This is a genomic window from Paraburkholderia tropica, assembly GCF_914484835.1.
GTDB lineage: Bacteria > Pseudomonadota > Gammaproteobacteria > Burkholderiales > Burkholderiaceae > Paraburkholderia > Paraburkholderia tropica_A.
On sequence record NZ_CAJZAR010000041.1, the window covers coordinates 36500 to 60702 of the forward strand.

Genomic DNA, 24203 nt, shown 5'->3' on the forward strand with positions numbered 1-24203 from the left:
GCGGCAGCGCGGCGCTTGATTCCGGGCGCCGCGACGGCATCTGAGGGGTGAGGGCGCGTAGCGCGGTGCTGCAAGGCACAAAAACTGCGCTGCACGTTGGGTGAGGTTGATGCGAGCGGAATGAAAACCGCGAGCAAAACCGCATGGTCTGCGCGAAAATGAGCCTGCTACAATGCCGCGAGTCCGTCTCCGGGACGCGCGTGCTGCATCGCCAGAAAGCGCGCCCGAGCACGTTCCGACCCTGATGGCCCACGGCTGGCCACCGGTCGGCGCCAGCATCATCCGAAGCCGTTTATTGCAGTCAAGCTGACATGGCAGGGATTCTCATCATCGCCCACGCACCGCTCGCCACCGCGCTGCGCGAGTGCATTGCCCATATCTACGGCGGTTGTCCGGCGCGCATCGGCGCACTCGACGTGCTGCCCGACAGCGACCCCGCCGAGGTGGTCGCCCGGGCCAACGCCGAGATCGAGCGTCTGCGCGAGGAAAACGGCGCGCTCGTGCTCACCGACATGTTCGGCGCCACGCCCTCGAACATCGCCGCGCGTCTCGCCACGGTGCCGCAGGTGCGCGTGCTCGCGGGCGTGAATCTGCCGATGCTGGTGCGTGCGGTCTGCTACCGCGCGACGCCGCTCGACACGCTCGTCGAAAAGGCGCTCGCGGGCGCGAGCAAGGGCGTGCAGACCATCGGTCCGTGCACGCCGCCACCCGTGAACGACTGCGGCTGCGCGCCCACGCCGTGCGCGGAAGCGGCTTCCGACGCGGCCGCCGACATGGCGAAGTCCGCCGTGGCGGGCGCGAGCTGCGCAACGGCTGCAACGGCTGCGCCAGTACTCGCCGAAGCCGGCTGCGGCGACCTCGCGAGCCGTCTCGCCGATGCGCTCAAACCCGCCGGCACGGCCTGAGGCGGCATCCGCATCACGGCGGCGTGGCGCGAGCCGCGCCGCAGCGCGCGCGGCGCAGGCCGCGCAGCGAGCACGCCGGGCCACGGCGTCGCACAATCTCACCGCATCACTCCAACCTACACTGCGTCTGGATCGACCTATGCTGCAACAAGAAACGACCATCGTGAACAAACTCGGCCTGCATGCGCGCGCGTCGGCGAAGCTGACGCAACTGGCCGGCAACTATCAGTCGGAAATCTGGATGAGCCGTAACGGCCGCCGCATCAACGCCAAGAGCATCATGGGCGTGATGATGCTGGCCGCGGGCATCGGCAGCACGGTGCTGATCGAAACCGAAGGCCCCGACGAGCAGGACGCCATGAGCGCGCTGCTCAAGCTGATCGCCGATAAGTTCGGCGAAGGCCAGTGAAGCGCGAATGAGCGTGTCCGGCGCGGTCCTCTTCCTGCGCCAGCCGCCTCGCCTTTGAACGGACGACAGCAGCGCTTCGGCCACCGCTTCGTTCAACGCTTTGCCCCCTCTCCACGCCGCGTTCCGACGCGGCGTTTTCATTGCTGCACCGATCTGCGCGCGCGCCGTCATGTCAGACGAATGCACGAGGCATCGGCACGCGGCGCAAGCCGTTGTGGCGTTGCAAAACACGTATCGCAAGGGAACATCGGCACGCGGCGGAATTTATAATGACGGTCGGGGTCAGAGAGTGCGCATTGCAGCGGTTTGCCGCGGCATCACATAACCAGAGGAGGTGCGCGTGCCGTTCACGCTGCATGGAATTCCCGTATCGCGCGGTATTGCCATCGGGCGGGCGTATTTGATCGCTCCGGCCGCGCTCGACGTCGATCACTATCTGGTCGAGCTGTCGCAGATCGAAGCCGAGATCGAACGCTTCCGGGTCGCGCTCAAGCTCGTCGAGCAGGAGCTCGACACCTTGCGCGCCGACCTCGCCGCCGACGCGCCCAGCGAAATGGGCGCCTTCATCGGCGTGCACCTCATGATCCTGAACGACGTGATGCTCGTGCAGGAGACCATGGACCTCATCCGCACGCGCCGCTTCAACGTCGAGTGGGCGCTCACCGAACAGCTCGAACGCCTCACGCGCCACTTCGACGAAGTCGAGGACGAATACCTGCGTGAACGCAAGGCCGACATCGAGCAGGTGGTCGAACGCGTGCTCAAGGCGCTCGCGGGCGCCTCGCCCACGCCGCTGCACGGCAGTTGCGACGAGATGATCGTGGTCGCGCACGACATCGCGCCCGCCGACATGCTGCAGTTCAAGGGCCAAACCTTCCAGGGCTTCGTCACCGATCTGGGCGGCCGCACTTCGCACACGGCGATCGTCGCGCGCAGTCTCGGCATTCCGGCGGCTGTCGGCGTGCAGCAGGCGAGCGCGCTGATCCGCCAGGACGACCTCATCATCGTCGATGGCGATCACGGCGTGGTGATCGTCGATCCCGCGCCCATCGTGCTGGAGGAGTACACCTACCGGCAAAGCGAAATGGCGCTCGAGCGCCGCAAGCTGCAGCGTCTGAAGTTCTCGCCGACGCAAACGTTGTGCGGCTCGCGCATCCAGCTTTACGCGAATATCGAACTGCCCGAGGACGCCCAGGCGGCGCTCGAAGCGGGCGCGACCGGCGTGGGCCTGTTCCGCACCGAGTTCCTGTTCATGAATCACAAGGACCAGTTGCCGGAGGAGGACGAGCAGTTCGAGGCCTACAAGCGCGCGGCCGAGCTGATGAACGGGCTGCCCGTGACCATCCGCACGATCGACGTGGGCGCGGACAAGCCGCTCGATTCGCTCAGCGGCGACGGTTACGAGACCGCCGCGAACCCGGCGCTGGGTCTGCGCGCGATCCGCTGGAGCCTCTCCGAGCCGCAGATGTTCCTCACGCAGCTGCGCGCGATCCTGCGCGCGTCGGCGTTCGGCAACATCAAGATCCTGATTCCGATGCTCGCGCACGCGCAGCAGATCGACCAGACGCTCGACCTGATCCGCGAAGCGCGGCGTCAGCTCGACGACGCGGGCCTCGGCTACGATCCGAACATCCAGGTCGGCGCGATGATCGAGATTCCGGCGGCGGCGCTCGCCTTGCCGATGTTCCTGCGCCGGCTCGACTTCCTCTCGATCGGCACCAACGATCTGATCCAGTACACGCTCGCGATCGACCGCGCCGACAACGCCGTGGCCGATCTCTACGATCCGCTGCATCCGGCCGTGCTTCAGCTGATCGCGCACACGCTGCGCGAGGCGAAGCGCGCGGGTGTGCCGGTCTCGGTGTGCGGCGAGATGGCGGGCGATCCGCAGCTCACGCGTCTCTTGCTCGGCATGGGGCTGACCGAGTTCTCGATGCACCCGAGCCAGTTGCTGGTGGTGAAGCAGGAGATTCTGCGCTCGCAGTTGAAGGCGCTAGAAAAGCCGGTCGCCGATGTGCTGGCGGCTTACGAGCCGGAGGAATTGCAGGCGGCCTTAGGACGTCTCGCGCAGGCGTGACCTGCGCCGTCGAGTGCTTCAAAAGTGAAAAAGCCCCGGCATGCCGGGGCTTTTTTCATGGTCGCTCAAACGTGCCGCTCGCCGTGCCGCTCGCTGCAAACGGGGCAGTCGGGCTGGCGCGCGATGCGCATCGTGTTCCATTCCATCCGCAGCGAATCGAGCATCATCAGCCGCCCGACGAGCGGCGTGCCGATCTCGCCGACCACGCGCAGCGCTTCCGCCGCCTGCATCGCGCCGATGATGCCGACCGTGGGCGCGAACACGCCCATCGTCGAGCACGCGACTTCCTCGAACGGCTGATCCTCGGGAAACACGCAGGCGTAGCAGGGCGAGTCCTCGCGGCGGAAATCGAAGGTGCTGATCTGGCCGTCGAAGCGCAGCGCCGCACCCGAGACGAGCGGCACGCCGTGCTTCACGCAGGCGCGGTTGATCGCGTGGCGCGTGGCGAAGTTGTCGGTGCAATCGAGCACCACGCTCATCTTCGGCACCTGCTCGTCGAGCCAGGCGTCGTCGATACGCGCCTGCACGGCGTTCACCGTCACCTCGGGATTCAGGCGTGCGACGGCCTCGCGGCCCGACTCGACCTTGGCGCGGCCCACCGACGCCGTCTCGTGCATGATCTGGCGTTGCAGATTGGTGAGATCGACCGTGTCGTTGTCGACGAGCGTGAGCGTGCCGATGCCCGACGCCGCGAGATACATCGCCGCCGGCGAACCCAGCCCGCCCGCGCCGACCACGAGCGCATGCGCGTCGAGAAAGCGCTGCTGAGCCTCGATGCCGATCTCGTCGACGAGGATATGGCGGGAATAGCGGAGGAGTTGGTCGTCGTTCATCGCGGGGCGCACGGTGCGAGGCGCAGCGACAAGGCCGGAGGGCCGCGACGTGCGCCGTGAGTACAGGTTGCCTATTGTACCGGCGCTGGCGCAGATGGCCTTGCGGCCCCTGACGCGCGAAGCGTCAGGGGCCGCAAGGAGGGTGCTACGGGATGCTGCGTGTTACTTCGCGGGGGGCGAGGCCGGAGCCGGTGCCGAAGCGCCCGGCGCCATGATCAGCGCGCCCGGCTTGACGGCGATGGGCGCCGACGCCGAGGTGGGCGGCTTCTGCTGCGACAGGCGGCGCTCCATCGGCGACTTCGATTCCGTCACCGGCTTGCCCTGGAGCTTGTTCAGCGCCTGCTGGAGCATGAAGTCGTCAGTCGAACCGAATTCGACCGGCTTGCGCTCGCGATCCTTCTGGCGCTGTTCCGGCGTCTTCTTGTCGTTCTGCTCCTCGAGTTGACGCAGCATGTCCATGCGTTCCTGCTCGCGCAGATCCTGCTCCTTCTTCTCGTCCGGGTCCTGCGTGTTCGCAAGGTGGTTCGAGTAGTCGACTTCGCGCGTGACGAGTGCGTCGTCCGGATCGCCGTCTGCGTACTGGTCGACCGCGACGTCAGGACGGATGCCCTTGTTCTGGATCGAGCGGCCGCTCGGCGTGTAGTAGTACGCCGTGGTCAGACGCAGCGCCGTGTCGGCCGTCATCGGACGCACGGTCTGCACCGAGCCCTTGCCGAACGTCGTCTTGCCGATGATGAGCGCGCGCTTCTGGTCCTGCAGCGCGCCCGCCACGATTTCCGACGCCGACGCCGAGTAGGCGTTGGTCAGCACGATCATCGGCACGGTCTTGAACTCGGCCGCCTCGCCCTTGAGCGGATCGCCGTCGAACGACGGCAGACGGTAGTTCTCGTAGTTGTCGCGATAGACCTGCTTCGAGTCGGGGATCTGGCCGTTCGTGGAGACGACAACCGAGTCCGCCGGCAGGAACGCGCCCGCGACGCCGACCGCGCTCTGCAGCAGGCCGCCGCCGTTGTTGCGCAGGTCGAGGATGAGGCCCTTCAGGTTCGGCTCCTGACGCGCGATGTCCTGCAGCTTGGCTGCGAGGTCAGGCGTGGTGCGTTCCTGGAAGCTCGTGATGCGGATGTACGCGTAACCCGGCGCGAGGATCTTCGACTTCACGCTCTGCACCTTGATGATGGCGCGCGTGATCGTGAGCGGGAAGGTGCGGTCGTCGGTCTTGCGGAAGATCGTGAGCGTGACCTTCGTGCCCGGGTCGCCGCGCATCTGCTTGACCGCCTGGTCGAGCGTCATGCCGCGCACGGGCTTGTCGTTGATGCGCGTGATGAGGTCGCCCGGACGGATGCCGGCGCGGAACGCGGGCGTGTCTTCGATGGGCGAGATCACCTTGATCAGGCCGTCTTCCGAGGAGATCTCGATGCCGAGGCCCGCGAAGCGGCCCTTGGTCTGTTCCTGGAGTTCCTGGTAGTCGGTCTTGTCGAGATACGACGAGTGCGGGTCGAGGCTCGACACCATGCCCTTGATGGCGGCGGTGAGGAGCTTCTTGTCGTCGACCGGCGTGACGTACTCATGCTTGATCTGACCGAAGACTTCGGCAAAGAGCCGCAGCTGGTCGAGCGGCAGCGGCTCGATCACGGTCTGCTGGGTCTGCTGCGCCGAGGCGGAAATCTGCAGGGTGGCAAATACGCCGGTCGCGAGGCCAGCGGCGATCAGGCCGATGTTTTTCAGGTTCTTTCGCATAGAGGTTGTTGCGTGCGGTCGAGGCGCGTTAGAAAAGGCGCGTGGCAGCGTCTAATGGAAAAGCGACGGACAAGTATAACTGCACAGTTGCCGCGTCTGTGTACAAGGCGCGTTCAGCGCCGGGTTCGACGAATGCGCGGGCGTGCATCGAAGCTCGCGGCGAGGCCGAACGTTGCGGGTTCGACAACCGCGCAGCGGGCGGGTTCGCAATCCGCGTGCCGTGAATTGTGCCGTGAAATTCGCCGCGAGTGCTGGTTGGACGCGGGCGTGGCGGAGAACTGGCGCGAAGCTGGCGGCGCCGTCAGCGAGGCCGCGAGCAGCGCGGAGTGTGGCCGAAGTTGGCAGCCGCCGCGCGGGTGGGCGGGTACGTGGGGGCGCGCACACGTGCTTACGCGGTTACGTGGGTAAACGGCCAGCGCCCGCTCGGATGAGCGGGCGCTGGTGAGTGTCATGCGCGGGCAGGACGGGAGGGACGGCGATTAGCCGGCCTTTTTGCCCTGGTTCGCGACAGCGGCCTGGGCCGCCGCGATCGCCTCGGCGTCGCCGAGGTAGTAATGCGTGATGGGCTTGAGGTTCTCGTCGAGTTCATAGACGAGCGGCACGCCGTTCGGAATGTTCAGGCCGACGATGTCGCTGTCCGAGATGCCGTCCAGGTACTTCACGAGCGCGCGGATCGAGTTGCCGTGCGCGGCGATCACGATCTTCTTGCCCGACTTGATGGCCGGCGCGATCGACTCGTTCCACAGCGGCAGCACGCGCGCGACCGTATCCTTCAGGCATTCGGTCAGCGGCAGCTGCTCGCGCGGCACCTTGGCGTAGCGCGGGTCGTTGTAGGCCGTGCGGTCGTCCGACGGATCGAGCGCGGGCGGCGGCGTGTCGTAGCTGCGGCGCCAGACGAGCACCTGTTCGTCGCCGTACTTCTCGGCCGTTTCCGCCTTGTTCAGGCCCGAAAGCGCGCCGTAATGGCGCTCGTTCAGACGCCACGAGTGGACCACCGGGAGGTACATCTGGTCCATCTGGTCCTGGACGTGCCAGAGCGTGCGGATCGCGCGCTTGAGCACCGACGTGTAGGCGATGTCGAACGCATAGCCCGACGCCTTGAGGAGCTGGCCGGCCTGCTGGGCTTCGCGGTTGCCCTGTTCGGTCAGGTCGACGTCCACCCAGCCGGTGAAGCGGTTTTCCTTGTTCCACGTCGATTCGCCGTGGCGGATGAGTACGAGTTTGTACATGAGGATGCCGGTCGGTAGTGAAGAAGCGGTAATCGGGGACGGGAACGGCCAGCAAGCCAGGGCGGCCCGGTCCATCGGGTTTCGCGCCCGGGCTGGGGGCGTCAACCCTGCGACAAACGGTTATTTTATAATGAGCGGATTGTCCGAACTCGATTTCCCACGATTTCTCTTTTTCCCGGCGGCCCCTCCGTGACGTTCTTCACCAATTACATCAACCTTGTTCTCATCGCGATCGTCCTCATCTCAGGAGGGTTGCTCCTGTGGCCGACGCTCAAGCGCGGCGGCCGCGGCGGTATTTCAGCCGCCGAAGCCACGCAGATGATCAACCGCCGCAACGCGGTAGTGATCGACGTGCGTTCGGCCGAAGAGTTCGCGAAGGGCCATTTGCCCGCTGCCCGTCACCTGCCGGTGGGCGAGCTGCAAGGCAAGATCGGCCAGCTCGTGAAAAACAAGAGCAACCCGGTGCTGCTGGTCTGCCAGACGGGCCAGCACTCGAACAAGGCCGCAAGCCTTGTGAAAGAAGCCGGTTTTGCCGAAGTCCACGTGCTGGACGGCGGCGTGAACGCCTGGCAGCAGGCCGGTATGCCGGTCGTGAAACAAGGAGGTTCGAAGTGAACAAGGTGGTCATGTACAGCACCCAGGTGTGCCCGTATTGCCAGATGGCCGAACGTCTTTTAAAGTCGCGCGGCGTCGAACACATCGAGAAGGTGCTGATCGACCGGGATCCGGCGCGCCGTGAAGAAATGATGACGCGCACCGGCCGTCGCACGGTGCCGCAGGTCTATATCGGCGAGACGCACGTGGGCGGTTACGATGACCTCTCCGCGCTCGATCGTGCCGGCGGCCTGATGCCGCTGCTCGAAGCCACGGCCTGATTTTTCGGGCTGAACGTCGGTCCGATGCATCCGCCGCCCCGAAAGGGCGGCTTGGGCGCGGTAAAAGCGCCCCAGGTTTCGCCCGCGCGAGCCGAAACGGTTCGCGCGGGCGTGTTGTCGTTTGTTGCTGCTCAGTGCGGCTGCGCCGTGCAGGCTCGCATCATTGCGAGACCTTGCGATACTGTGCAGCCGCAGTTCAATCAATCAGGAAGCCAAACACCATGTCTGACGAGAATAACCAGCCGTTCTTCAACATCCAGCGCATCTACCTCAAGGACCTGTCGCTCGAGCAGCCGAACTCGCCGGCCATCTTCCTTGAGCAGGACATGCCGTCGGTGGAAGTGGAAGTCGACGTCAAGGCCGAGCGCCTCGCGGAATCGGTGTTCGAGATTCTCGTCACCGGCACGGTCACCGCCAAGGTCAAGGACAAGGTTGCGTTCCTGATCGAAGCCAAGCAGGCCGGCATTTTCGACATCCGCAACATCCCGGCTGAACAGGTCGATCCGCTCGTCGGCATCGCTTGCCCGACCATCCTGTTCCCGTACCTGCGCTCGAACATCGCCGACGCGATCACGCGTGCGGGCTTCCCGCCGATCCATCTCGCCGAGATCAACTTCCAGGCGCTCTACGAGCAACGCCTGCAGCAGATCGCGCAGCAGCAGGACGGCGCCAGCAACGCCACGCATTAATCGTTTTTTGATCGCTGATCGAACCAACCGGTGCGGAGTATCGGAATGAAAGTCGCCGTTCTCGGCGCCGGAGCGTGGGGCACCGCGCTGGCAGGGCATCTGGCCCAGGCGCATGACACGGTGTTATGGGCGCGCGATGGCGCGCTCGTCGACGCCCTGCGCAAAACGCACGAGAACGCCCGCTATCTCGCGGGCGTCTCGCTGCCTGAATCTCTTCAGTACGAAACCGATCTCGCCGCCGCGCTCGACCACGGCGCGGGCGAGGCCGATCTCGTCGTGCTCGGCACGCCCGTGGCGGGCCTGAGCGACATGCTGCGCACGATGCGCGACCTGGGCCGCGTGCCCGCGCATTTCGTCTGGCTTTGCAAAGGCTTCGACGCCGGCTCGCAACTGATGCCGCATCAGGTCGTGGCGGCGGAATTGCCCGAGCACGCGAGCAACGGCGTGCTGTCCGGCCCGAGCTTTGCGCGCGAAGTGGCCGAGGGCTTGCCCGTCGCGCTCACGGTCGCGAGTACTTCGGCCGACTGCCGCGAGCGCACGCTCGCCGCGTTCCATCACCGCGCGATGCGCATCTATACCGGCGACGACGTCGTCGGCGTGGAAGTGGGCGGCGCGGTCAAGAACGTGCTGGCGATCGCCACCGGTATTTCCGACGGTCTCGGGCTGGGCCTGAACGCGCGCGCCGCGCTCATCACGCGCGGGCTCGCGGAAATGACCCGTCTGGGCGTCACGCTCGGCGGCCGCGCGGAAACCTTTACCGGTCTCACGGGCCTCGGCGACCTCATCCTCACCGCCACCGGCGACCTCTCGCGCAACCGCACCGTCGGCAAGCAGCTGGCGAGCGGGCGCACGCTCGACGACATTCTCGGCGCGCTCGGCCATGTGGCCGAAGGCGTGCGCTGTGCGCGCGCCGTGCTGGCGATCGCGCGCGCGCATCAGATCGACATGCCGATCACCGAGGCGGTATGCGCCGTGCTGTTCGACGGCGTGGCGCCGCGCGACGCCGTGAGCGCCCTGCTCAGGCGCGACGCGAAGGCGGAGTAATACGGATCGGCGCATGATTCATGCGCCGATTTGCGTGCGGCGCGGGGCGCGTGATGTGTTGCGCCTTCGCCTTCGCCGTGAATGCGCAACGTTGCGCGTGATCGCGCAAGGAGGACCGTCATGCTCACCATCGGACATTGCACGCTGGAGGCGCGGGTCGTGGACATCACGACGCTCGCCGTCGATGCCATCGTGAACGCCGCCAACAGTTCGCTGCTCGGCGGCGGCGGCGTGGACGGCGCGATCCACCGCGCGGCCGGCCCCGATCTGCTGCGCGAATGCGAGACGCTGCATGGCTGCCCGACCGGCGACGCCAAACTCACCGCCGGCTACCGGCTTCCCGCGAAACACGTGATTCACACCGTCGGCCCGGTCTGGAACGGCGGCGCGCGCGACGAGGCGTTTCTGCTCGCTTCGTGCTACCGGCGCTCGCTCGACGTCGCGCGAGACGCGGGCGTGACGAGCATCGCGTTTCCGGCGATCAGCTGCGGCGTGTATCGATTCCCGCCCGACGAAGCGATGACGATTGCGGTCGCAACCGTCATCGACGCCTTGCCCGCGTATCCGGCGCTCGACCGCGTGATTTTCGCGTGCTTCGACGACGCGATGCTCGCGCGGTATGCGCGCGAATTGCGTGCTCAATAAGCACGCATTCGATCGATCCGTCCTTATTCCCCGCCTTCGAAACCGGCCTGGCGCCACGCCTCGAACACCACCACCGCGACGGTGTTCGAGAGGTTCAGGCTGCGGTTGCCGGGCCGCATCGGCAGGCGCACGCGCTGTTCGGGCGCGAAGCGCTCCAGCACGCCGTCGGGTAGGCCGCGCGTCTCCGCGCCGAACACGAACCAGTCGCCGGGCAGGAACGCGTGATCGTGAAAGCGGCCCGAGCCGCGCGTGGTGAACGCGAACATGCGCGCCGGATCGGGCGTTTCCTTCGCGACGAACGCGTCCCAGTTGGCGTGCACGTGCATCTGCGCGTATTCGTGATAGTCGAGGCCCGCGCGGCGCATCTTCGTGTCGTCGAGCGGAAAGCCGAGCGGCTCGATCAGATGCAGTCGCGCGCCCGTGTTGGCGCACAGGCGAATGACGTTGCCGGTGTTCGGCGGGATTTCCGGTTCGACGAGAACGACGTTGAACATGATGATGAAACTCGTGAAAAGACAGTAAAAGACGATAAAAACGATGCGGATGGCGAGCCGTGTACGCTCAGTCCTTCGGCGTCCGAAGCGCGACGAAATTCGTCACGCGCCGCGCGCCCGCGGCCTTGAGCGTGTGGGCGAGGGCGTCGAGCGTGGCGCCCGAGGTCATCACGTCGTCGACCACGCCGAGGTGCAGGCCGCGCAGATCGGCCCGCGTCAGTGCGAACGCGCGGCCCACGTTGCGGCGGCGCGTTTCGCGGTCGAGCTTCGATTGCGGCGCCGTGTGCAGCGTGCGGCGCAGCAGCGTGGCGCTGGCGCGCGTGCCGAGCGCGCGGGCCAGCGGCTTTGCGATCAGCCACGCCTGGTTGTAGCCGCGCTCGATCAGGCGCTCGCGCGAGAGCGGGACGGGCACGATCAGGTCGGGCGCATCCGGGTGCGAGTCGGCGTCGAGCGCGTCTTCGGCGGCGAGCGCGAGCCGCCGCGCGAATTCTTCACCCAGCGCAAGCCTCGCGCGGAACTTCAGCCCGCGCGCGAGACCGTCGAGCGGCGCGCGATAGTCGGCGAGCGCAAGCGTCGCGTCGAACGCGGGCGGGGTTTTCACGCAAGCGTCACAACAATAGCGGCCGCGTGTCCCGTCCGCCGCGTCCACCGGGTTCTTCGTGCGCCGCGCGCTCGCCAGCGGCAGCGCGCAGACCGCGCAGCGCAGCCGCGCTTCGTTCCAGTACGCGGCATCGCACCCTTCGCAGAGCACGCTGCGCACGCTGGAAGCGCCGGACACGCTGAAACTGCCTCGCGTCAAATTGCCGCATAATGGGCACGGATTGGGCAGCACGAAGTGGGCGAGCCGCGGCCAACGCGCTCGCACGCTCTGACAGACGCGCGGCAGGGCCTGAATTCGGCTCCAGACACAGGCGCGTCGCCAGGCGGGCGACTCAAGAGACGTCGAAGGGGACGTCGAAGCGGGCGGCGGCGGCATCGAAGGGCGGCCCGAAGCGGGCTCGTGAACTGAAAGGATGGGAGTGAGCGAGTATACTTCGCAGACTTCGCCAATACGACCGACATGTCCCCGTCTCACCCCAGACCCGGCCGTCCAGCCTATGATCCGCGCCATGTGCAGCGGATTTTCGATCGTCGCGCGGCGGCGTTCGACGAGGTTGCGTTCCTGCCGCGTGAAATCGCGAGCCGCATGCGCGAGCGCCTCGACTACATCAAGGTGAGCCCCGCAGCCGTGCTCGACCTGGGCTGCGGCCCCGGTGACGACCTCCCGAATCTGCGCGAGCGCTTCCCCGAAGCGCCGGTATTCGGCGCCGACCTCTCGTTTGCCATGCTCGAGCGCGCCTGCGCGCACGACGCCGGCGACACCAGCTGGCGCCGCTTCCTTCCCGCCTCGATCGGCCGGGCGCTCGGCGCACGCGGTCCGCGTTTCGCGCAGGCCGATTTCGCCGAGCTGCCGTTCGCGCACGGCGCGTTCGAGCTGCTCTGGTCGAACCTCGCGCTGCACTGGCATCCGCGCCCGGACCTCGTGTTCGGCGAATGGCAGCGCGTGCTCAAGGTGAACGGTCTGCTGATGTTCAGCACGCTCGGTCCCGACACGCTCAAAGAGCTGCGCGGCGCCTATGCCGAAGTCGAGGCCGCGCACGGCGTGCCCACGCAGCCGCACGTGATCGATTTCGTCGACATGCACGATCTCGGCGACATGCTGGTCGAGAATGGCTTCGAGATTCCGGTGATGGACCAGGAGACGCTCACCGTCACCTACAAGTCGCCGGAGAAGCTGCTCGCCGATGTGCGCCGCTGGGGCGCTTATCCGTTTGGTTCGGAAGCGTTCGGCACGGAGGCGTCGGATGCCGGGAAGCTCGCGCCGCGCCGGCTGTATCGCGCGTTGCTGGAGGCACTGGAGGCGCGCCGCCTGAAGGACGGGCCGAACGCCGGGACGATCCCGCTCACCTTCGAGATCATCTACGGACACGCGTGGAAGGCCGTCCCGCGCACGACTGCGGAAGGGCACGGGATCGTGCGGATCGAAGATATCGGACGCGGTCCGACAAGGAATCGCTGACGTGGTAAGGGGGCTTTCGTTATGCCTGAAATTAGCGCCTGAAAAGCCCCCGACATTTTGTTGAAAAATCGCTGGAAGTGCCGTCTGGTAAGGGTTTTAGGCAGATCGGGGCTTGCTTGTGAGGGCTGGGGTTCGCGCCTATAATGCGTCAGCTTGCTGCACGGACAGACCCCAAATCCGACACGGCAAGTCCAGATCTCCCGCAGTTGTGTAAGGCGCAAAGCGGCGATAGTCTGAGGATGTTGCAGTGGGGGAAGCGAGCGATGCAGACATCTGATCTGCTGGCGAGTTCGGCGGAGCCGGTCCTGCAAGACTGGACCATGAAGCGCAATTGTTCGGTTTCGCCCAGGCAATTCGTGTTGTTCTATGTGTCGCTGGCGCTGGTCTCCATCGCGATCGCCGTTCTGCTGTTGATCCACGGCGCCTGGCTGGTTTTGCCGTTCACTGGAATCGATCTGTTGGTAGTTGGGGGCGCCTTCGCCATCTATGCGCGCCATGCTGTCGATTACGAACGTATCAGGCTATATCCGAACCGGCTGGTGATCGAGCAGATGAGCGCCAACGCGCTCACCCAGTTCGAATTCAATCCCCGCTGGGTCCGGGTCGAGCCGGGCGCGACCCCACGCGATCCGGTGCGTCTCGTGTCCCGCGGCCAGGCGGTCGCTGTCGGGTTGCATCTGCCGCAGTATCGGCGTGCGCAGTTCGCGCGGGAACTGCGTGCGTGGCTTGCGCGCGCGGGTTGAATTCATGCGTGCCGCGTCGTTTTGCGAGTCGCGGCGCGAGCGCCCCAGGGCGCGACCTGATTGCGAAACCTTCCTGCGGGGTCGAGGGTTTGAATGGAAATTATGGGTAAGGAAGCTATGAAAACAATCAAGCGAGCCCTTCAGGGCGTGCTCGCGTGCAGCGGACTTCTGGTCGCGGGCGCGGCACTCGCAGTCGGAGACGTTCCGGGCGGTCCAGCGGTCAACGAGATCAATCTCCAGCCGCCCGTCACGCGCATCGCAGAAGAGCTCTACAGCCTCCATACGATGATGCTGATCCTGTGCACGGTGATTTTCATCGGCGTGTTCGGCGTCATGTTCTATTCGATCTTTGCGCACCGCAAATCGAAGGGCCATCAGGCCGCGCATTTCCACGAGAGCACGACCGTCGAAATCATCTGGACGGTGGTGCCGTTCGTGATCGTCGTGCTGATGGCGCTGCCGGCGACCAAGGCCGTCGTGGCGATGAAGGACACCTCCAACGCCGACCTCACCGTGAAGGTCACCGGCTATCAGTGGAAGTGGGGCTACGACTACGTGAAGGGGCCGGGCGAGGGCATCAGCTTCCTCTCGACGCTCACCACGCCGCGCGCCGAAGTGAACGGCCACGCGCCGATCACCGACACCTATCTGCAGGAAGTCGACAACCCGCTCGTGGTGCCGGTCAACAAGAAGATCCGCGTGATCACGACCGCCAACGACGTGGTCCACTCGTGGTACGTGCCCGCGTTCGGCGTGAAGCAGGACGCGATTCCGGGCTTCGTGCGCGACACGTGGTTCAAGGCCGAGAAGACGGGCACCTATCGCGGCTTCTGCACCGAGCTGTGCGGCAAGGAACACGCGTACATGCCGGTCGTGGTCGAAGTGCTGTCCGACGACGACTACGCGAAGTGGGTGCAGACGCAGAAGGCGAAGATGTCCGCCGCCAACGACGACCCGAACAAGACCTATACGATGGCCGAGCTCAAGGAGCGCGGCGAGAAGGTCTACGCGGCCAACTGCGCTGTGTGCCACCAGCCGACCGGCAAGGGCGCGGGCGCGTTTCCCGCGCTCGACGGCAGCAAGGTCGCGAACGGTCCGATCGCCGAGCACGTGAGCATCGTGCTGCACGGCAAGAACGCGATGCCGTCGTGGGCGCCGACGCTCAACGACGTGGAGATCGCCTCGGTCGTCACATACGAGCGCAACACGTGGGGCAACCACATGGGCGACCTCCTGCAGCCGCGTCAGGTCGCCGACGCGCGCAACGGCAAGCTGCCCGAAGGCGGCGCGACGGCCGCGGCGGGTGCCGCAGGTGCGTCGGGCGCAGCGGGCGCTTCGGGTGCGGAAGCCGCATCGGCTGCCTCGGGCGCCGATCAAGCCGCCGCGAGCGGCGCGGATCAGGCTTCGGGCGCGGCGCAAAGCAGCGCGTCGCTGCCCGCGAACGTCTACTTCGAAGTGGGCAAGAGCACGCTGCCCGCCGACGCGAAAGACGCCATCCAGGCCGCCGCCGACTATGCGAAGGCGCACCCGGACGCGAAGTTCACGCTCTCGGGCTACACCGACGCGAGCGGCAAGGCCGACGCGAACGCCGAACTCGCCAAGCATCGCGCGCAAGCCGTGCGCGACGCGCTGAAGGCGGCCGGTATCGCCGAAGACCACATCATCATGAAGAAGCCGGAAACCGTCACTGGCGGCGCCGATCCGAAAGAGGCGCGTCGCGTGGCGATCAGCCCGGCGGCTTGAGCCGCGCGGCCGGCCACACGGCCGCGACGGCAAGCAGTCCATAAGAATTCAAAAGAACGCGCAGTACGCAGTACGAGCGGGCCTACGCACGCCCTGACCAAACTGCAGTAAGAGACGCAAAGCAATTCGCTTCAGGAGAGACTCATGTCGAGCATCGGACACGATGTAGCGGGGCACGGCCACGTGCATGGCGACCACGCGCACGAGACGCCGCACGGCTGGCGGCGCTGGCTGCTGGCCACCAATCACAAGGACATCGGAACGCTGTATCTGCTGTTCTCGTTCGTGATGTTCCTGTCGGGCGGCGTGATGGCGCTCGGCATTCGCGCCGAGCTGTTCGAGCCCGGATTGCAGATCATGCGCCCCGAGTTCTTCAACCAGCTCACCACCATGCACGGCCTGATCATGGTGTTCGGCGCGATCATGCCGGCCTTCGTGGGCTTCGCGAACTGGATGGTGCCGCTGCAGATCGGCGCCTCGGACATGGCGTTCGCGCGCATGAACAACTTCAGCTTCTGGCTGCTGCCGGCCGCCGCGTGTCTGCTGGTCGGCTCGTTCTTCGCGCCCGGCGGCGCGACGGCCGCGGGCTGGACGCTCTACGCGCCGCTCTCCACGCAGATGGGCCCCGGCATGGACTTCGCGATTTTCGCGGTCCACATCATGGGCGCTTCGTCGATCATGGGCGGCATCAACATCGTCGTGACGATCCTGAACATGCGCGCGCCGGGCATGACGCTCATGAAGATGCCGATGTTCGCGTGGACGTGGCTGATCACCGCCTACCTGCTGATCGCCGTGATGCCGGTGCTCGCGGGCGCGATCACGATGCTGCTGTTCGACCGCCACTTCGGCACGAGCTTCTTCAACGCGGCGGGCGGCGGCGACCCGGTCATGTACCAGCACATCTTCTGGTTCTTCGGCCACCCCGAGGTCTACATCATGATCTTGCCGGCGTTCGGGATCGTGTCGCAGGTGATTCCGGCGTTCTCGCGCAAGCCGCTGTTCGGCTATAGCTCGATGGTGTACGCCACGGCGTCGATCGCGATTCTCTCGTTCATGGTCTGGGCGCACCACATGTTCGCCACCGGCATGCCGGTCACGGGCCAGCTGTTCTTCATGTACGCGACGATGCTGATCGCGGTGCCGACGGGCGTGAAGGTGTTCAACTGGGTCGCCACCATGTGGCGCGGCTCGCTGACCTTCGAAACGCCGATGCTGTGGGCCGTGGGCTTTCTGATCGTGTTCACGTTCGGCGGTCTCTCGGGCCTGATGCTCGCGATGGCGCCGCTCGACATCCAGTATCACGGCACTTATTTCGTGGTGGCGCACTTCCACTACGTGCTGGTGGCGGGGTCCTTGTTCGCGCTGTTCTCAGGGTGGTACTACTGGTCGCCAAAATGGACCGGCTGGATGTACAACGAGATGCGCGGCAAGATCCACTTCTGGTGCTCGCTGTTCTTCTTCAACCTCGCGTTCCTGCCGATGCACTTCGTCGGCCTCGCCGGGATGCCGCGCCGCTATGCGGACTATCCGGCCCAGTTCACCGACTGGAACCAGGTGATCACGATCGGCGCATTCGGCTTCGGGCTGTCGCAGGTGTACTTCCTGTTCTTCGTGGCGCTGCCCGTGTATCGCGGCGGCGGCGATCTGGAACCCGCCGGCGACAAGCCGTGGGACGGCGCGACCGGCCTCGAATGGACCGTGCCGAGCCCGGCGCCGTTCCACACCTTCGAGAATCCGCCGACGGTCGAGTAAGCCGCGTCTCGCCTCCCGTGTCCGGCGCGTGCCGGGCACGACGCGAGGCGATCACGCCGATCCGCTAAACACGCCGCGGTCTTTGAGCGGTTTTCATCGCAGCACGCAACGAGGAGCGATTCACGATGCGCATCACGATGACCGAGCTGGACGCGGCCAACCCTGGCGCGAGCATGACCCGCAATTCAGACAAAAGACGCACGCCCGAACAGATTCGCGCGGGCAACCGTCGGCTCGGCCTCGTGCTGCTGGCGATCGTCGCGGCCTTCTTTCTGGCCGGCGTCGTCAAGCAGGTGTATTTCGCCGGCCACTGACGCCGGGGCACGAGCCGTCTTACCGCAAGAGGAAGTTCGATGTCCACGCAGCATGCCGATAACGACCGCGCGTTCAACCGATCGATGCTCGTGAAGCTCGTCGTGGTCGCGCTGTTGATGTTCGGTTTCGGCTTCGCGCTGGTGCCGATGTATCGCGCGATCTGCCAGATCACCGGCATCAACAATCTCGTGCAGCGCGACGCCACCGAACGCGAGGCGCGCAACACGCAGGTCGACATGACGCGCACGGTGTCGATCGAGCTCGACGCGAATGCGCGCGGGCTGCTCGGCTTCCGTCCCGAGCAGCGCAGCATCGACGTGCATCCGGGCGAGGTCATGACCGTGATGTACGACATTTCGAACAACGAAGGACGCACGATCGACGCGCAGGCGATTCCGAGCTACGCGCCGAAGCAGGCGACCGAGTATTTCCGCAAGATCGAGTGCTTCTGCTTCACGCAGCAGACCTTGAAGGCGAACGAAACGAAGCGCATGCCGGTGGTGTTCGTGATCGACCCGAAGCTGCCTAAGGATGTGAAGACGATCACGCTGTCGTACACGTTCTTCGAGCTGAACAAGCCGGCGGTGCCGGCTGCGCCGAAGCAGGCGGCGGGCGCGTGAGCCCGGCGCGACGATCACTCAGCACGGATGCGGTGAAGCGCCCATGAACGGACACGGCACGAACGGCGAAGGCAGCGCGAAGAAGGGCGGTTTCATGCAGCTCGTGAAGGCGGTCGCGTGGTCGTTCCTCGGCGTGCGCAAGCGCGCGGATCTCGAAGCCGATGCCGCGCAACTGCACCCGGCGGCGCTGATCGCGGCGGGCATCATCGGCGCGGTGCTGTTCATCGTCGTGCTGTTGCTGATCGTGCACGCGGTGGTGGGTTGAAGCCGCGCGACGTATGCGGGACAGCGGTCGAAAAGGTGCGCGAGAGAGCAGACAACGCAGCAAACAAGAAGCACAACGAGAGACATACAGCCGGCTGCGGCCGGAGCAACTGGAAATTGGAGAATCAGGCATGAGCGGCCAAAACGATAGCCCGTACTACTTCATTCCGCACCCGTCGCGGCATCCGATCAGCGCGGCCGTCGGCCTTCTGGTCATGCTCGCCTCGCTCGCGTCGTGGATCAACGGCGATTCGTGGGCGCCGATCGGCGTCGTGATCGGATTGCTGTGGGTGCTGTTCACGCTCTATCACTGGTTCGGCGACGCCATCGCCGAGTCGGAGGGCGGCATGTACGGCAAGCGCGTCGACGTGTCGTACCGATGGAGCATGAGCTGGTTCATCTTCTCCGAGGTGATGTTCTTCGGCGCATTCTTCGGCGCGCTGTTCTACGCGCGCCAGATCGCGCTGCACCAGCTCGGCAGCCTCGACTACAAGCTGATCTGGCCGGACTTCGCGGCGGTGTGGCCGAACAACGGTCCGGCGGCGCTCGTCTCGCACTTCCGCTCGATGACGCCCTGGCCGGTGCCGACCATCAACACCGCGCTGCTGCTCTCGTCGGGCGCGACGCTCACGGTCTCGCACCACGCGCTGCGCGAGAATCATCGCACCAAGGCGATCGCGTGGCTCGCGGCCACGATCGTGCTGGGGCTGTGCTTCCTGTTCCTGCAGGCGTTCGAGTACATCCACGCTTACGGCGAACTGAACCTCACGCTCGCCTCGGGCATCTATGGTTCGACGTTCTTCCTGCTGACGGGCTTCCACGGCTTCCACGTCTTCCTCGGCGGAACGATGCTGACCGTGGTGCTGATCCGCATGATTCGCGGTCACTTCACGGCTGAGCATCACTTCGCGTTCGAAGGCGCGGCGTGGTACTGGCACTTCGTGGACGTGGTGTGGCTGGGTCTCTACGTCGTCGTGTACTGGCTCTGACACACGCCGCGCGGGACGCGACGCTTCGCGGCGAAACAACACGATTCAGACGCCGCTCCGACTTCGTCGGCGCGGCGTTTTTGTCTTCGAAGTCCTGAATTTGATGAGCTGACGATCGAGTGTGAAACTCGCGCGCGGCTCAGCGGCCGTACGGAATGCCGGTGGACTGAATCCAGCCCATCCAGTGTGCGAAGAGGATGAAGAGAAACAGCGAGATCGAGAGGCCGACGCGGGTGGCGAGCGACCAGACCATGCGCTTGGTGCGGCCCCGGTCGTGCATCATGAAGTAGAGCGCCGAGATCATGCTGGCGATGATCAGCGCGAACGCAACAGGGACCAGGATGTGCATGAAGTTCACGGAAGTTGGCATGACTGAGAACGCCCGTCTCATTATGGCACCGCGTATTGCCGGGTGGGGTTCGATCGCGGCGATCACCGGTATTTCACGCATCGGACGTGCCCGATGAAAATCCGCTTCGTGCCCGCGCTGCTCATCCTGATCGTGATGGCCGTGACGATCCGGCTCGGCTTCTGGCAGCGCGACCGTGCGCATCAGAAGGAGGCGCTCCAGGCGCAGATCACGCAATACGAAAACGCGAGCCCGCAAACCGTGGGCGCGGCGCCGCTCGCGCTCAAGGACGTCCAGTTTCACCGGATGCGCGCGACCGGCACGTTTTTGCCCGAGCGCGTGGTGTATCTCGACAATCGTCCCTATAACGACCAGCCAGGCTTTTACGTCGTGATGCCGCTTAAACTCGAAGGCGGCGGCGTGGTGCTCGTGAATCGCGGCTGGCTGCCGCGCAGCATCGAGAACCGCGAGACGATCGCGCCCTATGACACGCCCGCGGGCACGGTCACGGTGGAAGGCATCGCGCGCGCGGACGCCTCGCGCGCGTACGAACTGGGTGCCGGCGGCTCTGCAGCGCATCAGAAGATACGGCAGAATCTCGGCGTCGCTTCCTACGCGGCGGAAACCGGATTGCCGCTGCAACCCTTCGTGATCCAGCAGACCGCCTTCGTGCCGCCCCTCAAGGACGGCCTCGTGCGCGACTGGCCGGCGCCCGCCACCGACGTCGAACGCAACTACGGTTACATGCTCCAGTGGTGGGGCATGGCGGCCGCGGCGCTCGGATTCGGGCTGTACGCGGCGCGCCGGGCTGCGACAAAAGAGCGCACGCAAGGCCCGATGCAGAGCACGAAGGACGCCTGAGCATCCCGGGCGCGACCGCATCGCGCCCCGTGAAGCCGGTCTTGGGAAAGCGCGCTGCCGCACGTCAGCGCAGGACAAACTGGAAGCGACAACAACGAGGTTCAAGCCGTGTCGACGCACACACCCGATACATCGCAGCTCGCGCGCCAAGGCGCGCGCGGCGGCAACGCTCAGCAGAAAGGTTCGTGGCAACGCGGACGCTGGATGCTGCTGTTCATCGCGCTCATCTGCGGCGCGCCCATCGCCATTTCGTATTTCACGTACTACGTGATCAAGCCGAAGGGCGGCAGCACGAGCTACGGCACGCTGATCGAACCGCAGCGCACGATTCCGTCCGCGCTGATGGTGACTGGCGACGACGGCCGCGAAGTGCCGCTCGCCTCGCTGCGCGGCCGCTGGCTGATGCTCACGGTGGACGGCGGCGCGTGTAACGACGCCTGCGCGCAGAAGCTCTATTTCATGCGCCAGGTGCGCGCGACCCAGGGCGCGGAGCGCGAGCGCATCGTCACGGTGTTTCTGCGCACCGACGACGCGAACGTGCCCGACAAGGTCAAGCAGGCCTACGCGGATACGCGCATGGTGCGCGCCGATCCGGTCGCGGTGGCCGCGTGGCTGCCCGCCACCGACACCACGAAGGACACCGACCACATCTATCTGATCGATCCGAACGGCAATCTGATGATGCGATTCCCGGCCCAGCCGGATCCGTCAAAGATCAAACAAGACGTCACTAAGCTCCTCAAGTGGTCCCGCATCGGTTAAGGTGCGCAGCGCGAGTCTGACAGAGAAGAGTAAGAGAAAGATGTTTATCCTGGAGCTGGGCCTGATCGGCCTGTGCATCGCGTTGCTGCCGCTCTCGTGGGTCTGGGTGAAGGCCGACGACAACAAGTTTCGCAAGCTCGTGTGGCTCACGACGTTCATGACGCTCGACCTCGTCATGTTCGGCGGTTTCACGCGCCTCACCGATTCGGGCCTCGGCTGCCCCGACTGGCCCGGCTGCTACGGCACCTCGTCGCCGTTCATCGCGCACGCGCAGATCGCGGCGGCGCATCTGGCGATGCCCACCGGTCCCGTCAGCATGTCGAAGGCGTGGATCGAGATGATTCACCGTTACTTCGCGATGGCGATCGGCGTGCTGATCATCGCGCAGACGGCGATCGCCTGGCGCGCGCGCATCAAGCGCATGCCGCTGCATGTCTCGCCGTGGTGGCCCACGGCGCTGCTCGGGCTGATCGTCGTGCAGGGCGTGTTCGGCGCCTGGACCGTGACGATGAAGCTGCAGCCGATCATCGTCACCACGCATTTGATGCTGGGCCTCACGCTGCTCGGCGCGCTCGCGTGGCTCGCCGCACGCATGACGCCGCTGCCCGCTTACGAGCCCGATGCCGCGCGCTGGCGCGCCGCCGCGCTGATCGGCCTCGCGCTGCTGATCGCGCAGATCGCGCTGGGCGGCTGGGTCAGCACGAACTACGCGGTGCTCGCCTGCACCGACTTCCCGACCTGCAACGGCGCGTGGATTCCGCCGATGGATTTCCATCACGGCTTCCACCTCTGGCGCGCGCTCGGCATGGACGGCAACGGCGACGTCATCACCCAGGACGCGCTGGTGGCGATCCACTGGACGCATCGCACGTTCGCGTTCGTGGTGATCGCGTATCTGGTAGGGTTCGCCTTGAAAATGCGGCGCTATGCCTCGTTGCGCCGCCCCGCTAACTGGGTTCTGATCGTGGTCGCGATCCAGTTTCTGACAGGACTTTCTAACATCGTCCTGCAATGGCCTCTGCCTGTCGCGGTGGCCCACAACGGTGGCGCGGCGATCCTGCTGCTTTTGCTCGTCGTGCTAAACTTTCGAATTGCTTGTAGCCGCCCCGGCCGCGCCGTTCTCCTTGCGCGCGACACCGCTGCGGTGTGATCCCGCCCTATGGAAAGTACAACCCTCCCCCAGTCGCCCGGCAGCCGCGTATCGCAGTATCTCGCCCTCACCAAGCCGCGCGTGACCCAATTGGCCGTGTTCTGCGCGGTCATCGGCATGTTCCTCGCTGTGCCGGGCATGGTGCCCTGGAAGCAGTTGATCGGCGGTACCGTCGGCATCTGGCTGACGGCCGGCGCAGCCTTCGCGATTAACTGTCTCGTCGAACAAAAAGTGGACGCGCGCATGCGCCGCACGTCGTGGCGTCCGTCGGCGCGCGGCGAGATCACGAGCCGCCAGATCCTGCTGTTCTCGGCCGTGATCGGCGGCTTGGGCATGTGGGTGCTCTACACCTTCACGAATCCGCTCACGATGTGGCTGACGGTCGCGACCTTCATCGGTTACGCGATCATCTACACGCTGCTGCTCAAGCCGGCCACGCCGCAGAACATCGTGATCGGCGGCGCCTCGGGCGCCATGCCGCCCGCGCTGGGCTGGGCGGCGGTCACCGGCCACGTGCCCGGCGACGCCTGGATTCTCGTGCTGATCATCTTCGTCTGGACGCCGCCGCACTTCTGGGCGCTCGCGCTGTATCGCCGCAAGGACTACGAGAACGCCGGCCTGCCGATGCTGCCGAACACGCACGGCGAGAAGTACACGCGCCTGCACATCCTGCTGTACTCGGTGATCCTGTTCGCGGTCACGTTGATGCCCTATATCTCGGGCATGAGCGGCCTGCTGTATCTGGTGTCGGGCGTGCTGCTCGGCGCGATCTTCCTGGCCTACGCCTGGCGCATCTATGTCGAGTACTCGGACGACCTCGCGCGCGCGATGTTCCGTTACTCGATCATCTATCTCTCGCTGCTGTTCGTCGCGCTGCTCGTCGATCATTACGTGCACGCACTCATCGGGGCGTAACGCGATGGTTCGCACTTCGCTTGCGCGCCTCGCGCGCGCCACGGTCGTCGCGTTCGCGGCGACCGCTCTCGTGGGCGGCACGCTCGCGCTCGAAGGATGCGGCCAGCAGCCGCCATCGTTCTCGAATCTCGACATCACGGGCAACACGCAGTTCGGCAAGGACTTCTCGCTGCCCGATTCGCACGGCAAGACGCGCACGCTCGCCGACTTCAAGGGCAAGGCGGTCGTGCTGTTCTTCGGCTACACGCATTGCCCGGACGTCTGCCCGACCACGATGGCCGAGCTGTCGCAGGCGCTCCAGCAACTGGGGCCCGACGCCGCGAAGCGCGTGCAGGTGATTTTCGTGAGCGTCGATCCGCAACGCGACACGCCCGAGATCCTGAGCCAGTACGTCACCGCCTTCGATCCGACCTTCATTGCGCTGCGCCCGGCCAACGACGAGCAGCTCAAGCAGATCACGAAGGACTTCCGCGTCTACTACGCGAAGGTGCCGGGCACCTCGCCCGACAACTACACGATGGACCACACGGCGGCGAGCTATGTGTTCGACACCACGGGCAAGCTGCGCCTCTTCGCGCGCGACGGCCAGGGCGTCACGCCGTGGCTCCACGACCTGAAGATCCTGCTCGATATCAATAGCTGAGCACGTCTTTGCCGATGCCGGACACGGCGCGCGGTTGCACCGACTGGCGCCACCGGCATACCCGTATGCGATTTCTTTATTTCGCGGGGCGGCCATCA

27 protein-coding genes are annotated in these 24203 nt (G+C 65.7%); 21 read left to right on the forward strand and 6 right to left on the reverse strand.

The annotated features are described in order from the left end of the window. The first annotated feature begins 311 nt into the window (after window positions 1–311). The 3 genes from LDO54_RS11430 (at window position 312) to ptsP (ending at window position 3391) form a co-directional block, all read left to right on the forward strand. On the forward strand, window positions 312–905 hold the full coding sequence (locus LDO54_RS11430; RefSeq protein ID WP_224010296.1) for a PTS sugar transporter subunit IIA: 594 nt from the start codon (window positions 312–314) through the stop codon (window positions 903–905). A 139-nt stretch (window positions 906–1044) separates the two neighbouring features. Next, window positions 1045–1314 (forward strand): HPr family phosphocarrier protein, encoded by a 270-nt coding sequence (locus tag LDO54_RS11435; RefSeq protein ID WP_065062107.1) that lies wholly within the window; start codon window positions 1045–1047, stop codon window positions 1312–1314. 340 nt (window positions 1315–1654) lie between these two features. Next, window positions 1655–3391 carry a phosphoenolpyruvate--protein phosphotransferase gene (ptsP, locus tag LDO54_RS11440; protein ID WP_224010298.1) on the forward strand — a complete coding sequence of 579 codons (1737 nt, stop codon included), beginning with the start codon at window positions 1655–1657 and terminating at the stop codon, window positions 3389–3391. 65 nt (window positions 3392–3456) lie between these two features. Here the strand turns inward: ptsP and LDO54_RS11445 are convergent, their stop codons facing one another. The 3 genes from LDO54_RS11445 to gpmA form a co-directional block, all read right to left on the reverse strand. After that, window positions 3457–4224: a HesA/MoeB/ThiF family protein gene (locus LDO54_RS11445; protein ID WP_224010300.1), complete on the reverse strand. Its 768-nt coding sequence runs from the start codon at window positions 4222–4224 to the stop codon at window positions 3457–3459. 162 nt (window positions 4225–4386) lie between these two features. Next, on the reverse strand, window positions 4387–5961 hold the full coding sequence (locus LDO54_RS11450) for a S41 family peptidase (protein ID WP_224010301.1): 1575 nt from the start codon (window positions 5959–5961) through the stop codon (window positions 4387–4389). A gap of 479 nt (window positions 5962–6440) precedes the next feature. Then, window positions 6441–7190 carry a 2,3-diphosphoglycerate-dependent phosphoglycerate mutase gene (gpmA, locus tag LDO54_RS11455; protein WP_224010302.1) on the reverse strand — a complete coding sequence of 250 codons (750 nt, stop codon included), beginning with the start codon at window positions 7188–7190 and terminating at the stop codon, window positions 6441–6443. Window positions 7191–7379: 189 nt separating this feature from the next. On the opposite strand from gpmA, the gene LDO54_RS11460 reads away from it, so the two are divergent. The 5 genes from LDO54_RS11460 (at window position 7380) to LDO54_RS11480 (ending at window position 10443) form a co-directional block, all read left to right on the forward strand. Next, window positions 7380–7805 carry a rhodanese-like domain-containing protein gene (locus LDO54_RS11460; RefSeq protein ID WP_224010303.1) on the forward strand — a complete coding sequence of 142 codons (426 nt, stop codon included), beginning with the start codon at window positions 7380–7382 and terminating at the stop codon, window positions 7803–7805. After that, window positions 7802–8065: a glutaredoxin 3 gene (gene grxC, locus LDO54_RS11465; protein ID WP_205996396.1), complete on the forward strand. Its 264-nt coding sequence runs from the start codon at window positions 7802–7804 to the stop codon at window positions 8063–8065. Before LDO54_RS11460 ends, grxC begins: the two co-directional genes overlap by 4 nt. A gap of 221 nt (window positions 8066–8286) precedes the next feature. Beyond that, window positions 8287–8754, forward strand: coding sequence for a protein-export chaperone SecB (secB, locus tag LDO54_RS11470; RefSeq protein WP_065062119.1), 468 nt, complete (start codon window positions 8287–8289; stop codon window positions 8752–8754). Window positions 8755–8799: 45 nt separating this feature from the next. After that, the gene (locus LDO54_RS11475) at window positions 8800–9798 is read left to right on the forward strand and encodes an NAD(P)H-dependent glycerol-3-phosphate dehydrogenase (protein ID WP_224010304.1); all 999 of its coding nucleotides are present in this window, start codon (window positions 8800–8802) and stop codon (window positions 9796–9798) included. 120 nt (window positions 9799–9918) lie between these two features. Then, a complete protein-coding gene (locus LDO54_RS11480) occupies window positions 9919–10443 on the forward strand; it encodes an O-acetyl-ADP-ribose deacetylase (RefSeq protein WP_224010305.1) in 525 nt (174 codons plus the stop codon). A gap of 23 nt (window positions 10444–10466) precedes the next feature. Here LDO54_RS11480 and trmL read toward each other — a convergent pair whose 3' ends face one another. Further along, the gene (gene trmL / locus LDO54_RS11485; protein ID WP_065062125.1) at window positions 10467–10937 is read right to left on the reverse strand and encodes a tRNA (uridine(34)/cytosine(34)/5-carboxymethylaminomethyluridine(34)-2'-O)-methyltransferase TrmL; all 471 of its coding nucleotides are present in this window, start codon (window positions 10935–10937) and stop codon (window positions 10467–10469) included. A gap of 67 nt (window positions 10938–11004) precedes the next feature. Beyond that, window positions 11005–11823, reverse strand: coding sequence for a ComF family protein (locus LDO54_RS11490; RefSeq protein WP_224010483.1), 819 nt, complete (start codon window positions 11821–11823; stop codon window positions 11005–11007). Between the two features lie 174 nt (window positions 11824–11997). Here LDO54_RS11490 and LDO54_RS11495 point away from each other — a divergent pair, with 174 nt between their 5' ends. From LDO54_RS11495 to LDO54_RS11530, 8 genes are all read left to right on the forward strand, one after another. Continuing rightward, on the forward strand, window positions 11998–12996 hold the full coding sequence (locus LDO54_RS11495; protein ID WP_224010306.1) for a methyltransferase domain-containing protein: 999 nt from the start codon (window positions 11998–12000) through the stop codon (window positions 12994–12996). A 263-nt stretch (window positions 12997–13259) separates the two neighbouring features. Next, on the forward strand, window positions 13260–13739 hold the full coding sequence (locus tag LDO54_RS11500; protein WP_224010307.1) for a DUF2244 domain-containing protein: 480 nt from the start codon (window positions 13260–13262) through the stop codon (window positions 13737–13739). Between the two features lie 93 nt (window positions 13740–13832). Continuing rightward, window positions 13833–15482: a cytochrome c oxidase subunit II gene (gene coxB, locus LDO54_RS11505; RefSeq protein WP_224010309.1), complete on the forward strand. Its 1650-nt coding sequence runs from the start codon at window positions 13833–13835 to the stop codon at window positions 15480–15482. 144 nt (window positions 15483–15626) lie between these two features. After that, a complete protein-coding gene (ctaD, locus tag LDO54_RS11510) occupies window positions 15627–17237 on the forward strand; it encodes a cytochrome c oxidase subunit I (protein ID WP_224010311.1) in 1611 nt (536 codons plus the stop codon). A gap of 173 nt (window positions 17238–17410) precedes the next feature. Then, complete coding sequence (locus LDO54_RS11515) at window positions 17411–17551, forward strand: cytochrome oxidase small assembly protein (RefSeq protein ID WP_224010485.1); 141 nt, start codon at window positions 17411–17413, stop codon at window positions 17549–17551. A gap of 39 nt (window positions 17552–17590) precedes the next feature. After that, window positions 17591–18172 (forward strand): cytochrome c oxidase assembly protein, encoded by a 582-nt coding sequence (locus LDO54_RS11520; RefSeq protein WP_224010313.1) that lies wholly within the window; start codon window positions 17591–17593, stop codon window positions 18170–18172. A gap of 43 nt (window positions 18173–18215) precedes the next feature. Continuing rightward, complete coding sequence (locus LDO54_RS11525) at window positions 18216–18437, forward strand: DUF2970 domain-containing protein (RefSeq protein ID WP_224010315.1); 222 nt, start codon at window positions 18216–18218, stop codon at window positions 18435–18437. Between the two features lie 130 nt (window positions 18438–18567). Then, window positions 18568–19425, forward strand: a complete 858-nt coding sequence (locus LDO54_RS11530; RefSeq protein ID WP_224010316.1) for a cytochrome c oxidase subunit 3 — start codon at window positions 18568–18570, stop codon at window positions 19423–19425. Between the two features lie 139 nt (window positions 19426–19564). On the opposite strand, the gene LDO54_RS11535 is transcribed toward LDO54_RS11530, so the two are convergent. Then, window positions 19565–19774: a twin transmembrane helix small protein gene (locus LDO54_RS11535; protein WP_028201826.1), complete on the reverse strand. Its 210-nt coding sequence runs from the start codon at window positions 19772–19774 to the stop codon at window positions 19565–19567. 114 nt (window positions 19775–19888) lie between these two features. On the opposite strand from LDO54_RS11535, the gene LDO54_RS11540 reads away from it, so the two are divergent. The 5 genes from LDO54_RS11540 to LDO54_RS11560 all read left to right on the forward strand — a co-directional run bounded on the left by LDO54_RS11540 (window position 19889) and on the right by LDO54_RS11560 (window position 24105). Then, window positions 19889–20635 (forward strand): SURF1 family protein, encoded by a 747-nt coding sequence (locus LDO54_RS11540; RefSeq protein WP_224010318.1) that lies wholly within the window; start codon window positions 19889–19891, stop codon window positions 20633–20635. A 108-nt stretch (window positions 20636–20743) separates the two neighbouring features. Then, the gene (locus tag LDO54_RS11545) at window positions 20744–21397 is read left to right on the forward strand and encodes an SCO family protein (RefSeq protein WP_224010321.1); all 654 of its coding nucleotides are present in this window, start codon (window positions 20744–20746) and stop codon (window positions 21395–21397) included. Window positions 21398–21437: 40 nt separating this feature from the next. Continuing rightward, complete coding sequence (locus tag LDO54_RS11550; protein WP_224010323.1) at window positions 21438–22547, forward strand: COX15/CtaA family protein; 1110 nt, start codon at window positions 21438–21440, stop codon at window positions 22545–22547. A gap of 9 nt (window positions 22548–22556) precedes the next feature. Then, window positions 22557–23462 carry a heme o synthase gene (cyoE, locus tag LDO54_RS11555; RefSeq protein ID WP_224010325.1) on the forward strand — a complete coding sequence of 302 codons (906 nt, stop codon included), beginning with the start codon at window positions 22557–22559 and terminating at the stop codon, window positions 23460–23462. A gap of 4 nt (window positions 23463–23466) precedes the next feature. Next, entirely contained in the window at window positions 23467–24105 is a 639-nt protein-coding gene (locus tag LDO54_RS11560; RefSeq protein ID WP_224010327.1) for an SCO family protein, read from the forward strand. The last annotated feature ends 98 nt before the right edge of the window (window positions 24106–24203 follow it).